The sequence below is a fragment of the Actinomadura sp. RB99 genome, assembly GCF_014706005.1.
Taxonomy (GTDB): Bacteria; Actinomycetota; Actinomycetes; order Streptosporangiales; family Streptosporangiaceae; genus Spirillospora.
This window is the reverse complement of the sequence record NZ_JABMCA010000006.1, coordinates 1-13,093: the sequence shown is the minus strand read 5'-3', so window position 1 is coordinate 13,093 and position 13,093 is coordinate 1. Positions and strand designations below refer to the sequence as shown.

Below are 13,093 nucleotides of genomic sequence, written 5' to 3'. Positions count from 1 at the left end.
GCCCGGCTACGGTGATCGCACCATGAGGGGCGAAGCGGGCGGGAGGGCACCGGGATCCAGGCGCGATCCCGGCCGCCGGCGCGCCCTGCTGGAGGCGGCGGACCGGGTCATCCAGCGCGAGGGCCCCGAGGCGTCGATGGCCGCGATCGCCGCCGAGGCGGGCATCAGCAAGCCGATCCTGTACCGCCACTTCGGTGACAAGAGCGGCCTCTACCAGGCGCTCGCCGAGCGGCACACGCGCAAGCTGATCGAGGGCATCCGGGAGGAGTTCTCCCGGGACGACTCGATCCGCGCGCGCACCCGGTCCACCATCGACACCTACCTGGCGACGATCTCCAAGAACCTCAACCTCTACCGCTTCCTGATGCACCGGGCGAGCGCGGAGGACACCGCCACGCACAGCGCGATGAGCACGATGATCCGCGACGTGAGCCGGGAGCTGGCCGAGGTGATGATCGCCGAGGGGGAGATGGCGGACCGCACCCGCGCCTACGTGTGGGGCCACGCGATCGTCGGCATGGTGCAGACCGCCGGCGACTGGTGGCTCGACCAGGCCGACGAGGTGCCCCGCGAGGCCGTCGTGGACGGCCTCGCCGACCTCGTCCTCGGCGGGCTGCCGGCCGCCGCCTCCGCGTCCGGCGCCCGCGTCCCGCAGATGTTCCCCGACCCGCGATTCCCGAGGTGACCGTGCAGACCGACGTGCCCGTGCCGACCGACGCCCGCGCGCAGACCGGCGTGCCCGCGCAGCCCGACGCTCCCGCGCCGGAGGGCGTGCGGCCGGAGCCGGACGTGCTGACCGAGCGGCGGCCCTGGGGCGCCTTCGAGCAGTTCACGCTGAACGAGCCGTCCACCGTGAAGATCATCTACGTGGAGCCGGGGCAGCGGCTCAGCCTGCAGCGGCACCGCGACCGCGACGAGCTGTGGGTCGCGCTGGACCCCGGCGCGGTGTTCGAGGTGGCCGGCCGCCGGACGCTGCCGGAGGTGGGGGAGCGGGTCCTGATCCGGGCGGGGCAGACGCACCGGCTGGGCTCCGACGGCCCCGCGGTCCGGGTCATGGAGATCGCGTTCGGGAACTTCGACGAGGACGACATCGAACGGCTCGAGGACTCCTACGGCCGGGCCTGACCCTCCGGGGCGCCGGTCAGCCGCGCGTCCGGCGGAACCGGGACCGCACCAGCACCGTCGCGCCGGTCCCGGCCGCGCCCGCCATGAGCACCATCGCCACCGAGGTCCACGGCACCTGGAACCCGTCCCCGCCGCCCATGGCCCAGCCGTGCGGGCGGGGACGGCGCGGCCGGCGCACCTCCAGGGGCGCCTGCGCGGCCCGTCCCGACGGGACGCAGGCGACCTCCACGGGCCGGCGGCCCGTCTCCCTGGCCGCCCTGGCCTCGACGCGGAACCGGCCGTCCCGCACCGCGCCCTCGCCGGTCGCGGCGCCGGAGACCCGGACGCTCCGGTCCGCGGCCGGGCAGGTCCCCGACACCACCACGGTCTCGCCGGGACGGGCGCGTCCCGGTGTGACGACGGGCCCGGCGGCCCTCGCGGCGGGCGCGGCGCCGCACACGATCGCGCCGCACACGACGGCGCCCGGCAGCAGCCCGGCGCGCACGATGGCTCTCACATCGCGGATGATGCCCGTGCGGGCGCCCGCTCAAGGCACGGCACCCGCCGACTTTGCCGACTCTTGCCGTCTTCCCTCCGGCGCACCCGCCGTGTCCGGACCGTCCGGAAGGCGCTCGTCCGGGCCGGAAGGCGCCCGTCCGGGGAGGCGCTGCTCCGGGAGAGCGGCCCCGCACGGAACCGGCCCGCGGCGCGCGTGGACGCGCCGCGGGCCGGGACGGTGCCGGTGCGGACCGGATCAAGTGCTGCTGCTGAGCTCCAGGTCCTTCACCTTCGGGTCGCCCTCGTCGGCCAGGTAGTCGGCCTCGCGGGTGGCGTCCTCGCCGTCCTTGAGCCTGGCCGCCCGGAAGACCAGGGTCGCCGCCACGGCGACGACCAGGTTCACGGCCAGCGCGAGCATGCCCACGTAGACGGTCTTCTCGGTGTCGAGGCCGAGGTCGCTCAGCTTGAACGCCGAGCCGCCGAAGTGCTCCTTGTGCTTGGCGGGGTTCGGGATGTCGTACAGCATCCACAGCCCGGCGATCATGCCCGCGGCCCAGCCGGCGATCAGCGCGGCGCGGTGGAACCAGCGGGTGACCAGGCCCAGCGCCACCGACGGCAGCGTCTGCAGGATGATGACGCCGCCGATCAGCTGCAGGTCGATCGAGAACTGCGGGTCCAGCACCAGGATGCACAGCACGGCGCCGACCTTGACGACCAGCGACACCAGCTTGCTGACCAGCGCCTCCTGCTTCTCGGTCGCGCCCTTGTGCAGGTACTCCTTGTAGATGTTGCGGGTGAACAGGTTCGCCGCCGCGATCGACATGATCGCCGCCGGGACGAGCGCGCCGATGCCGACGGCGGCGTAGGCGACGCCCGCGAACCAGTCCGGGAACATGTGGTCGAAGAGCAGCGGGACGACCGTGTTGGTGTCCGGGCTGCCGTCGGTGACGACCGGCTTGACGCCCGCGGCGATCGCCATGAAGCCGAGCAGCGCGATCAGCCCCAGCACGAAGCTGTAGGCCGGCAGCGCCGCCATGTTCCGCTTGATCACATTGCGGTTCTTGCTGGCCAGCACGCCGGTGACGCTGTGCGGGTAGAGGAACAGCGCCAGCGCCGAGCCGAGCGCGAGCATGGCGTAATTGAGCTGGTTGCCGCCGTTGAGCAGGATGCCGTCGCTCGGCACCGGGGTCTTGGCGAACTTGGCCTGGGCCGCGTCGAACACGTGCCCCCAGCCGCCCAGCTTGGACGGGATGTAGAGCACCGCGACGATGATCACCAGGTAGATCAGCAGGTCCTTGACGAAGGCGATCAGCGCCGGGGCGCGCAGCCCGGACTGGTAGGTGTAGGCCGCCAGCACGAGGAACGCGATGATCAGCGGCCAGTGCCCGTTCACGCCCATCGTCTTCAGCACGGCCTGGATGCCGACGAGCTGCAGCGCGATGTACGGCATCGTGGCGACGATGCCGGTGATCGCGATGACCAGCGCCAGCGTCGGGGAGCCGAACCGGGCCCGGACGAAGTCCGCGGGCGTGACGAACCCGTGCACGTGCGACACCGACCAGAGCCGGATCAGCACGAGGAACACCAGCGGGTAGACGACGATCGTGTAGGGGACGGCGTAGAAGCCCGCGGCGCCCGCCCCGAACACCAGGGCCGGGACGGCGACGAACGTGTAGGCGGTGTAGAGGTCGCCGCCGATCAGGAACCAGGTGATCCAGCTGCCGAAGCTGCGGCCGCCGAGGCCCCATTCGTCGAGCGAGTGCATGCTGTCGGGCCTGCGCCACCGGGCGGCGACGAAGCCCAGCCCGCTGACCAGCAGGAACAGCACCACGAAGACGACCATCTCGGTCGTGTGCCCGTGCGCCATGGCTCAGTCCCTCTTCCGCGTCATGAGGTACACGATCACGGTGCAGGCGACGCCCAGCGGAATGAAGGCGAGCTGCATCCAGTAGAAGGCCGGGAAGCCGGCGAGGCGCGGTCCGTCGCTGTTGAACAGGAAGGTCAGCAGCGGGACGACGACGGGAACCAGCAGGAGCCAGTTCCACGGGCTGCGGTCGGAGCGCCGGGCCGGCTCCGGCGGGTCTTGCGAGGCCAAAGGGATCCTCCTCGTGCGTGCGGCACGCGGTCCGCCCGGATCGCGAGACGGACCCTGCCAGGGGTGGAGCCGGGAAAGGCTATCCGCCTGCGATAACGGCTCGATATCGACCGCGGCACGAGTTGGCTGGATCGTTCCAACCCGTGGACGCGCAGCTCAGCCCACCGGACGGGACCGGCCCCCGGCGGCGCGGGGCGCGCCCGGTCCGCGGGGTCGCCGCCCCCGGGCGGACACTGGTAGCCTCGCCGTATGCGAACCGCGTCCCGCCGGTGGTGGTGGCGCCGCTGAGGCGGCGCCGGTTCGTGCATGTCCTAGACCAGGCGACCGCCCTCATCGGCGGTCGTTTCCCGTTGTCCGCCGGTGCAGGGCCCGAAACGAGGGGCCACCGCGGTGGAGACCGTCTCACAGCACGCCGACTCACAGCACGCCGACATCGGTCGGGCGGGGATCGGCGAGTTCGTCACCGCCGGGGGCGTACGGGTCACCCGTACCGCCGTCCCGGTCGACTCCGAGCGCAAGTCCGACGTGCTGAACGCCCTCGTCGCCGCCGTGGGGGAGCGGCGCGGCGGCGTGCTCAGCTCGGGCATGGAGTATCCCGGCCGCTACAGCCGCTGGCACATGGCCTACGTCGACCCGTGCCTGGAGATCGTCGCGCGGGGCCGGAACGTGTCCGTCCGCGCGCTGAACGGCCGGGGGCGCGTGGTCCTTCCGGCGGTGGCGGGGGCGCTGCGCCCCGTCGGCGAGGTCCGCGCGGACGGGCCGGCGGAGTTCGAGGTCTTCGTCCCGCCGACGGAGGAGTTCTTCGCCGAGGAGGACCGCAGCCGCCAGCCGACCGTCTTCACGGCGCTGCGCGCGGTGATCGACCTGTTCCGCTGCGACGACCCGCACCTCGGCCTGTACGGGGCGTTCGGGTACGACCTGTCGCTGCAGTTCGAGCCGTTGCGGACGCGCCTGGAGCGGCCCGCCGACCAGCGCGACCTCGTCCTCCACCTCGCCGACGAGATGGTCGTGGTGGACCGCAAGCGCGAGACCTCGCACCGCATGTCCTACGAGTTCGAGGTGGGCGGCGCGAGCACGGCCGGGATCCCGCGCGCCACCGAGCCGACGCCCGTCCCGTCGCGGGGTGAGTTGCCGCCGCAGCCCGTGCCCGGCGTGTACGCGCGGATGGTGCGGGACGCCAAGGAGAAGTTCGTGCGCGGCGACCTGTTCGAGGTGACGCCGGGCCACGCCATGTACGGGCGCTGCGACGCGCCCGCCGTCTTCTTCGAGCGGCTCCGCGAGACGAACCCCGCGCCGTACGAGTTCATGTTCAATCTCGGCGACGGGGAGTACCTGGTCGGCGCGTCGCCGGAGATGTTCGTCCGGGTCACCGGCGACCGGGTGGAGACCTGCCCGATCGCCGGGACGATCAGGCGCGGCGGCGACGCGCTGGAGGACGCCGACCAGATCCGCGCGATCCTGTCGTCGGCCAAGGACGAGTCCGAGCTGACGATGTGCACCGACGTCGACCGCAACGACAAGTCGCGGGTCTGCGTGCCGGGCAGCGTGCGGGTGCTCGGCCGCCGGCAGATCGAGCTGTACTCGCGGCTGATCCACACCGTCGACCACATCGAGGGCCGGCTGCGCCCCGGCTTCGACGCGCTCGACGCGTTCCTGACCCACATGTGGGCGGTGACGGTGACGGGCGCGCCGAAGGCGTGGGCGATGCAGTTCATCGAGGACCACGAGGACTCGCCGCGCCGCTGGTACGGCGGTGCGGTCGGCTGCGTCGGGTTCGACGGGTCGATGAACACCGGGCTGACGCTGCGCACCGCGCAGATCCGCGACGGGATCGCGACGGTGCGGGCCGGCGCGACGCTGCTGTACGACTCGGACCCGGACGAGGAGGAGCGCGAGACGCACCTGAAGGCCAGCGCGCTGCTCGGCGCGCTGGAGGCGTCGCGGCGGCCGTCCGCCGCGGCGGCGGCCGAGGAGCCGGCGCCGCTGCCGGACCTGCCCGGCGAGGGGCTGAAGGTGCTGCTCGTCGACCACGAGGACTCGTTCGTCAACACGCTCGCCGACTACTTCCGGCAGCAGGGCGCCGAGGTGGTCACGCTGCGGCACGGGTTCCCCGTGCGGATGCTGGACGACCACGCGCCGGACCTGGTGGTGCTGTCGCCCGGCCCGGGCCGTCCGGAGGACTTCGCGACCCGGGGGCTGCTGGACGCCCTCGACAAGCGGGACCTGCCGGTCTTCGGGGTGTGCCTCGGCCTGCAGGCGATGGTCGAGCACGCGGGCGGGGAGCTGACCCTGCTGCCCGAGCCGTCGCACGGCAAGCCCGGCCAGGTGAAGGTGGTCGGGGGCGCGCTGTTCGAGGGCCTCGCCGACGAGTTCACCGCGGCCCGCTACCACTCGCTGCACGCCACCCCGGACCGGGTGAAGGGCTTCGAGGTGACGGCGCTGACCGGGGACGTCGTGATGGCGATCGAGGACGCGGGCCGGCGGCGGTGGGCGGTGCAGTTCCATCCGGAGTCGATCCTCACCGCGGCGGGCGGCGCGGGGCACCGGATCGTGGCGAACGTGCTGCGCCTCTGCCGCGCCCGGTGACGCCCGTCGCCCCCGCTCGTCCGGGACGGCCTTGGCCGCAGGGGCCGCCGGGCTCGTTCGGGGCCAAATGTCAACCCGCCGGACGCAGGAGCCGGTCCTCGTCCTGAAGCATCATCGCGGACGTCCGGAAATGGTCCCGTGGTTCCTGGACCGGTCCGGGCGGGCGCGGAAGACTCGGTTTCCGGCCACGGCGCCGTGTCGCGCGGCGCGCGTGATCGCCGTTATCCCGGCGGAGGGGGGAGCGATCCCCCCTCCGCCCGAAACCAAGATTCGGGTTGACCGAATCGAGGTGGTGGTTTTGTCGGTTTCATACCGGGGATCCCGCTCGCCATGATGACAATCCTGTGGCTCATCGCCGTGATCCTGGTGATCTCCGGCATCTACGTGATCCTCGCCCGGCGCGAGCTGATCTGGGGCATCGTCCTCATCGTCGTCGGGCTGCTCGTCGGCCCCGGCGGCGTGAGCATCTTCACCTGAGTGTGGTGAACCCCGGCCGGGGACGTGGCGGAACACTGACGCGGGCTGTCAGGTTTCCGCGCCAGCATCGTCCCCATGAGCCGAGAACTGAAAGGCACGATCGCACTGGTCGCGGGCGGCACCCGCGGCGCCGGCCGCGGCATCGCCGCCGAGCTGGGCGCCGCGGGGGCCACCGTGTACGTCACGGGGCGCACCACCCGGTCGCAACGGTCCGAGATGGGCCGCCCCGAGACCATCGAGGAGACCGCCGAGCTGGTGACCGCGGCGGGCGGCGAGGGCATCGCCGTCCAGGTCGACCATCTCGACCCCGCGCAGGTCACCGCGCTCGTCCGGCGCATCGACGAGGAGCACGGGCGGCTGGACGTCCTGGTCAACGACGTCTGGGGCTCCGACCACCTGTTCCGGTTCGGTGAGCCGCTGTGGGAGCAGTCGCTGGAGGACGGGCTCCGGCTGCTCCGGCTGGCCATCGACACCCACGCCGTCACCAGCCACCGGGCGCTGCCGCTGCTGATCCGCGAGCCTGGCGGGCTCGTCGTCGAGATGACCGACGGGACCGCCGAGTACAACGCCCGCTACCGCGAGGACGTCGGGTTCTTCTACGACCTCGCGAAGAGCGCCGTCATCCGGATGGCGCTCGCCCAGTCCGTGGAGATCGCGCCGCACGGCGGCACCGCCGTCGCGCTCACGCCGGGCTGGTTGCGGTCGGAGGCGATGCTGGAGAACTTCGGCGTCACCGAGGAGACCTGGCGGGACGGCATCGCCGCGAACCCCGGCTTCGCCATCTCCGAGTCGCCCGCCTTCGTCGGGCGGGCCGTCGCCGCGCTCGCCGCCGACCCGGACCGGGCCCGCTGGAACGGCGCGTCGCTGTCCAGCGGCGGCCTCGCGCGGGTCTACGGCTTCACCGACGCCGACGGCAGCCGCCCCGACTGCTGGCGCTACCTCACCGACGGGCGGCCCGCCGACCTCACCGGCTACCGCTAGTCCCGGCCCCCGGCGCCGATCCGCGGGCGCTCCGCGGATCGGCGCCGGTGCTGGCGCGGGTCAGACCAGGCCGTCGAGCCGGTCGGTGAGCCGGGCGAGCGCGGGCAGCGCGGCCACGATGGCGGCGCGGTCCGCCTCGTCCAGGCCCTCCAGCGCCGTGTTCAGCCGCCGCTCGTGCGCCCGCGCCCACGCGGCGAGCTGCTCGCGGCCGGCGTCGGTGAGGGTGACCGCGGACGCCCGCCGGTCGGCGGGGTCGACGGCCCGCGCCACCAGCCCCGCGCCGATCATCTGGCCGACCAGCCCGCTGACGGTGCTGGTCGCGAGGCGCTGCCGCGCGGCGAGGTCGCCGATCCGCGCGGGCGACCGCTCGGCGAGCACCTGCAGCAGCTCGACCTGCGCCATCGGCAGCGTCTCCCACGGGTACTCGGTGCGGATCGAGGCGCGCAGCGCCCGCCGCAGCCGGGTCACGGTCTCGGTGAGCAGGCGCGTGTCCGCCGCGCGCGCGGGCGTGCCGGTCTCGGGGGGCGGCTGCTGGGACATGGCGCAACCTTAGCCCGGCCCGCCGGCCTCGCCGCCCGTCCGCCCGCACCGGTCCGGCTCCCCGTCGGCGGGGTTCCGGGCGCCGGTCGCCGCCCAGGCGGCGGCGACCGTGACCGCCGACGCCGCGAGCAGCACGGCGATCGCCCAGCGCGTCCCGTCGAAGCGCCCGCCGTCCGGTCCGAGGTGCAGCGCGAGAGCGACGAGCGCGACGCCGAGCGCCGTCCCGAGGCTGCGGGCCATGTTGACCAGGCCGCCGCCCGTGCCCGACCAGCGCGCCGGTATGGCCTTCATGATGAGCGCGTTGTTGGCGGGGGTGAACACGCCCAGCCCGAGCCCGAGGACGGCCGCCTGCGCGACCAGCCAGCCGGGGGACAGGGGGAGGAACAGCATCCCCGCCAGGGCCGCCGCCGCCGTCCCCGCGCCGAGCACCCCGCGGGCCCGGTCGGTCGTCCCCCGCAGCAGCGGCTCGCCGCCGACCGCGGCGGCCCCGAACCCGGCGGGCAGCGCCGTCAGCACCAGCCCCGCCAGCAGCTCCGACGAGCCGCGGCCGGTCAGCACGATCGGGACCAGCACCAGCGGTCCGAACAGCACCAGGTACGCGCCGAGCGCCCCGGCGAGCCCCGCCGACACCGCGCGCACCCGCAGCAGGTCCAGGTCGAGCAGGGGAGAGGGCGCCCTGCGCTGCCGGGCGACGAACGCCCAGCCGCCCGCGGCCGCCACGGCGAACAGCGCCGCGACGCCCCATCCCGGCACCGGCAGCCCGGACGCCGCCGAGACGCCGAGCAGCCCCGCGGTCGTCGCGACCGCCAGCAGCACCGCGCCGGGGCGGTCCAACTCGCGGGCGTCGTTGCGCTCCCGGGTCCTCGGCAGCAGGTAGTGGCCCGCGACCAGGGCGACGATCCCGACCGGCACGTTGATGCCGAACACCCAGCGCCAGCCCAGCGTGGACACCAGCGCCCCGCCCACCGTGGGCCCGAGCGCCAGCCCGAGCGCCTGCGCGGCGGCCTGCACGCCCAGCGCCCCGCGCGTCCGCCCGTCCGGCGCGCTGGTCACCACCAGCGCCACGCTGTTGGCCTGCATCATCGCCGCGCCGGCGGCCTGCACGACCCGGAACGCGATCAGCGTCCCGAGCGACGGCGCCAGCCCGCACGCCGCCGACGCGACCACGAAGACCCCGAACCCGTGCAAGTAGAGCAGCTTGCGGCCGCGCGCGTCGGCGAACCGCCCGACGGGGATGAGCAGCGCCGCCAGGGTGAGCAGGTAGGCCAGCGACACCCATTCCACGGCGGCCAGCGAGGTCCCGAACTCCGCGCCCAGGCCGCCGTAGGCGAGCGTGACGACGCTGGCGTCGAGCTGCCCCATGAACGCGCCGAAGCACACCGTGGCGACCGCGAGCCACCAGGCGCGCGGGTGCTCGCGGACCCGGTCCGGCCGCGGCCGCTCCTCGACCAGCACGGCGGGCAGCCTCCGCAGGACCGGCCGCTCCGTCACTTCACCGCTCACGTCACCTCCGCCGCGGCCGCCCCGGGCGCCGCGGCACGTCTCACCGTCCCCGCCGCACAAGATACATCGGTTACCGAAATGTTCGGTTACCGACCGATGTGTCCGAGGTCACAGCGGATAGGGCGGAACGCGCTGGTCAGGGCGAGGGCGGGCGGAACGCGCCGGTCAGGGAGAGGACGGGTGGATCGCTCCGGTCAGACGGCGTAGAGGGCGGCGAGGCGGGCCGCCGCCTCGGCCATGCGCTCCCGCAGCGCCGGCGGGCCGAGCACCTCGACCTCGGCCCCCAGCCGCATGAGCTGGGACGCCGCCACCTCCACCGACTCGACCGGCAGCACGGCGGCGCGCCAGCCCCGGTCGTCGGGCTCGCCGGCGCTCTCGGCGGCCCGCTCCGCGGCGTACGGCTCGACCGCGAACCGCAGCAGCCGCATCCCGGCCGGGCTGAGCCGCACGGCGGCCTCCTCGCGCAGCATCGACCGGACGAACGCCGCCGCCTGCTCGTCCCAGTGCCCGGCGAGGTCGAACGCCTCGTCCCGCTCGAACACCGCGCCGGTCTCCTCGACGGCGGTGACGCGGTCGACGCGGTACGTGCGGGGCTGCCCGCCGACCCGTCCGACGAGGTACCAGGTGCCGTTCTTCAGCACGAGCCCGTACGGGTCGACCGTCCGGGTCACCTCGCGGCCCTTGCGGTAGCGCAGGACGACCGTCTCGTCCCGCCACACCGCGCGCGCGAGGTCGCGCAGCAGCGGCGGCGTCTCGGCGTCGCCGAACCAGCCGGGCGCGTCGAGATGGAACCGCTGCCCGGCCCGCGCCGGAGCGTCCCGCAGCGAGGCGGGCAGCGCCGCGAGGACCTTCAGCTCGGCGGCCGCGACCGCGTCCCCGAGCCCCATCTCCCCGGCCGGGCCGGGCAGCCCGGACAGGAACAGCGCCTCGGCCTCCTCGCGGCTCAGCCCGGTCAGCCGCGTCCGGTACCCGCCGACGAGCCGGTACCCGCCGTTGCGGCCCTGGTCGGCGTACACCGGGACCCCGGCCGCCGACAGCGCCTCCACGTCCCGGTAGACGGTCCGCTCCGACACCTCCAGCTCCCGGGCCAGCTCGCCGGCCGTCATCGCCCCCCGCGACTGCAGGAGCAGGACGAGCGAGATCAACCGGGCGGCGCGCATGCCCCCATTCTCGCCGGACCGGCGGCCACTCCGGCCGTTCCTGACAATCTTGTGGCAGGTACCCCGGATTTCCCTGTCCCCGCCGGTCGGACGGCTGTTAGCTTCGCGGCGTGCTGACCGACACGTCCCCCATCGAGGCGTTCATCGACGCCCTCCCGAAGGTCGAACTCCACGTCCACCTCGTGGGCTCCGCCTCCGTCCCCACCGTCCTCGAACTGGCCCGCCGCCACCCCGACGGCCCCGTCCCCGCGGACGAGCGCGAGCTGCGCGCCTTCTACGAGTTCCGCGACTTCCCCCACTTCGCCGAGGTGTACGAGGCGGTGTCGAGCCTCGTCCGGACCCCCGAGGACGTCGGGACCCTCGTGCTCGGCACGGCCCGCGACCTCGCCGCGCAGAACGTCCGGTACGTCGAGCTGACCGTCACCCCCTACACCCACCAGCGCGCCGGCATGCCGATGCCCGCGATCACCGAGGCGCTCGACCACGCCGTCCGCGAGGCCCGCGCCCGGCACGGGATCCGCGTCGCCTACATCTTCGACATCCCCGGCGAGTTCGGCGCCGAGGGCGCCCGCGGCACCCTCGACCACGCGCTCGCCCACCCGCCCGAGGCGCTCGTCGGGTTCGGCCTGGGCGGCATCGAGCAGTGCCGCCCGCCGCACCGGGACGCGTTCCGCGACGCCTTCCGCGCCGCGCGCGCCGCGGGCCTGCGCAGCCTCCCGCACGCCGGCGAGATGACCGGGCCCGAGACGATCTGGGAGGCCCTCGACGGGCTCGGCGCCGAGCGCATCGGCCACGGCACCAGCTGCCTGGACGACCCGCGCCTGGTCGCGCACCTGCGCGAGACGCGGATCCCGCTGGAGGTGTGCCCCACCTCCAACCTGAGGACCGGGCAGGTCGCCTCGCTCGCCGGGCATCCGCTGCCGCGCATGCTGGAGGAGGGGCTGTTCGTCACGCTGAACAGCGACGACCCGCCCATGTTCGACACCACGCTGACCGGCGAGTACCGCGTCGCCGCCGAGGTGTTCGGGCTCGGCCGCGCCGAGCTGGCCGCGCTCGCCCGCAACGCCGTCGCCGCCTCGTCGCTCGACGACGCCGGGCGCCGCGGGGTCACCGCCGAGATCGACGCCCTGACGGCCGGCTAGCCTCGACGGACGCCTAGCCCCAGGCCATGCGGCGCCAGGGGCTCGCCGGGTCGTCGGCGAGGATGCGGTGGCCGGCCAGCGACCGCTCGTACCACTCGCCGAACTCGCCGTCGTCGAACCGGAGCATCCGGCCGAGGACGTACCCCGACGAGAACGACGTCCACGACCCGTACACCTGGTTGGCGCGGTGCCCGGCGACCAGGACGCACTTCTCGGCCTCCTCGGCGTCGCAGTAGCCCGCGTTCAGGCCCCAGCGCGCCATGTTCACCGCGCGGCCGAAGTCGTAGCCGTACACGCTCTCGACCCGGCCGTCCGGCGCCAGCAGCCCGTCCGCGCGGAACCGCGCCTCGTACCGGCGGATCAGCTCCGACAGCGCGACGACGTGCTCGATGGTCTCGTCGGAGATGTCGCGTTCGCGGCACCAGGCGACGATCGCCGCCCGCCAGGCGTGCGGCTCGGTGCCCCGGTCGCGCCGGTCGAGCACCATCTGGATGGCCGGGTCGCTGTTCTCGGCGTCCAGCAACCGGTCGATCTGCTCGCGCCAGCCCGCCGCGTCGGTGATGCCCCAGTCGCGTTCGAGCAGGATCCGGTCCTCGCGGGCGCCGTCCGGGGTGGACAGCGAGTTCCACGGCACCGCGTTCCCGACCGCCAGGTGCGCGCCGACCGCGAGCGCCGCGGCGAGCCGTCCCCACGAGGCGCTTTCCGGGTCCGTGACCAGGACGTCGTAGTCGCGGTCGGGGCGGCGCTCGGCGTCGGCGAGCAGCGCCGCCACCTGCCGGTGCCCGTCGCCGCCCGGTGGCATCCGCCCCAGCAGGTCCCGCAGCGGGCCGAGCGCGGCGCGCGGCCCCGCGTCCTTCACGATCAGCCGCGCGGCGTGCACGCCCGCGACGTCGGCGCGCTTGTGGTCCTGGGCGGACCGGAAGGCCGCCATCGCGCCCCACGCCCGGCGTGCCGCGTCGCCCGTCCGCCCGGCCGCGGCCAGGACGTGCGCGGCCTGCCCGTCCAGC

At 74.4% G+C, this 13,093-nt stretch carries 13 protein-coding genes; 6 read left to right on the top strand and 7 right to left on the bottom strand.

Annotation, left to right across the window (positions count from 1 at the left end; all coding sequences use genetic code 11):
* Window positions 1-22: 22 nt before the first annotated feature.
* A complete protein-coding gene (locus amrb99_RS07725) occupies window positions 23-685 on the top strand; it encodes a TetR family transcriptional regulator (RefSeq protein ID WP_190854021.1) in 663 nt (220 codons plus the stop codon).
* A complete protein-coding gene (locus tag amrb99_RS07720) occupies window positions 682-1,125 on the top strand; it encodes a phosphomannose isomerase type II C-terminal cupin domain (RefSeq protein WP_347256581.1) in 444 nt (147 codons plus the stop codon). Before amrb99_RS07725 ends, amrb99_RS07720 begins: the two co-directional genes overlap by 4 nt.
* Before the next feature lie 16 nt (window positions 1,126-1,141).
* Here amrb99_RS07720 and amrb99_RS07715 read toward each other — a convergent pair whose 3' ends face one another.
* From amrb99_RS07715 to amrb99_RS07705, 3 genes are all read right to left on the bottom strand, one after another.
* Window positions 1,142-1,621: a hypothetical protein gene (locus amrb99_RS07715; RefSeq protein ID WP_190854019.1), complete on the bottom strand. Its 480-nt coding sequence runs from the start codon at window positions 1,619-1,621 to the stop codon at window positions 1,142-1,144.
* 237 nt (window positions 1,622-1,858) lie between these two features.
* Window positions 1,859-3,469: a sodium:solute symporter gene (locus amrb99_RS07710; RefSeq protein WP_190854016.1), complete on the bottom strand. Its 1,611-nt coding sequence runs from the start codon at window positions 3,467-3,469 to the stop codon at window positions 1,859-1,861.
* Window positions 3,470-3,472: 3 nt separating this feature from the next.
* Window positions 3,473-3,697: a DUF3311 domain-containing protein gene (locus tag amrb99_RS07705; RefSeq protein ID WP_190854014.1), complete on the bottom strand. Its 225-nt coding sequence runs from the start codon at window positions 3,695-3,697 to the stop codon at window positions 3,473-3,475.
* 447 nt (window positions 3,698-4,144) lie between these two features.
* Between amrb99_RS07705 and amrb99_RS07700 the strand changes: the two genes are divergently transcribed.
* From amrb99_RS07700 to amrb99_RS07690, 3 genes are all read left to right on the top strand, one after another.
* Complete coding sequence (locus amrb99_RS07700; protein WP_347256601.1) at window positions 4,145-6,283, top strand: anthranilate synthase component I; 2,139 nt, start codon at window positions 4,145-4,147, stop codon at window positions 6,281-6,283.
* A gap of 330 nt (window positions 6,284-6,613) precedes the next feature.
* Entirely contained in the window at window positions 6,614-6,760 is a 147-nt protein-coding gene (locus amrb99_RS07695) for a GPGG-motif small membrane protein (protein WP_190854010.1), read from the top strand.
* Between the two features lie 75 nt (window positions 6,761-6,835).
* On the top strand, window positions 6,836-7,741 hold the full coding sequence (locus amrb99_RS07690) for an SDR family oxidoreductase (RefSeq protein ID WP_190854008.1): 906 nt from the start codon (window positions 6,836-6,838) through the stop codon (window positions 7,739-7,741).
* Window positions 7,742-7,801: 60 nt separating this feature from the next.
* On the opposite strand, the gene amrb99_RS07685 is transcribed toward amrb99_RS07690, so the two are convergent.
* The 3 genes from amrb99_RS07685 to amrb99_RS07675 form a co-directional block, all read right to left on the bottom strand.
* The gene (locus amrb99_RS07685; protein WP_190854006.1) at window positions 7,802-8,281 is read right to left on the bottom strand and encodes a MarR family winged helix-turn-helix transcriptional regulator; all 480 of its coding nucleotides are present in this window, start codon (window positions 8,279-8,281) and stop codon (window positions 7,802-7,804) included.
* Between the two features lie 9 nt (window positions 8,282-8,290).
* Window positions 8,291-9,784 carry an MFS transporter gene (locus amrb99_RS07680; protein WP_206699860.1) on the bottom strand — a complete coding sequence of 498 codons (1,494 nt, stop codon included), beginning with the start codon at window positions 9,782-9,784 and terminating at the stop codon, window positions 8,291-8,293.
* Between the two features lie 194 nt (window positions 9,785-9,978).
* Window positions 9,979-10,944 (bottom strand): YafY family protein, encoded by a 966-nt coding sequence (locus amrb99_RS07675; protein ID WP_190854004.1) that lies wholly within the window; start codon window positions 10,942-10,944, stop codon window positions 9,979-9,981.
* 110 nt (window positions 10,945-11,054) lie between these two features.
* Here amrb99_RS07675 and add point away from each other — a divergent pair, with 110 nt between their 5' ends.
* Window positions 11,055-12,086: an adenosine deaminase gene (gene add, locus amrb99_RS07670; RefSeq protein ID WP_347256580.1), complete on the top strand. Its 1,032-nt coding sequence runs from the start codon at window positions 11,055-11,057 to the stop codon at window positions 12,084-12,086.
* Between the two features lie 13 nt (window positions 12,087-12,099).
* On the opposite strand, the gene amrb99_RS07665 is transcribed toward add, so the two are convergent.
* Window positions 12,100-13,093 (bottom strand): DUF1266 domain-containing protein (locus tag amrb99_RS07665; protein ID WP_190854002.1); only part of this gene is annotated, 994 nt, incomplete at its 5' end.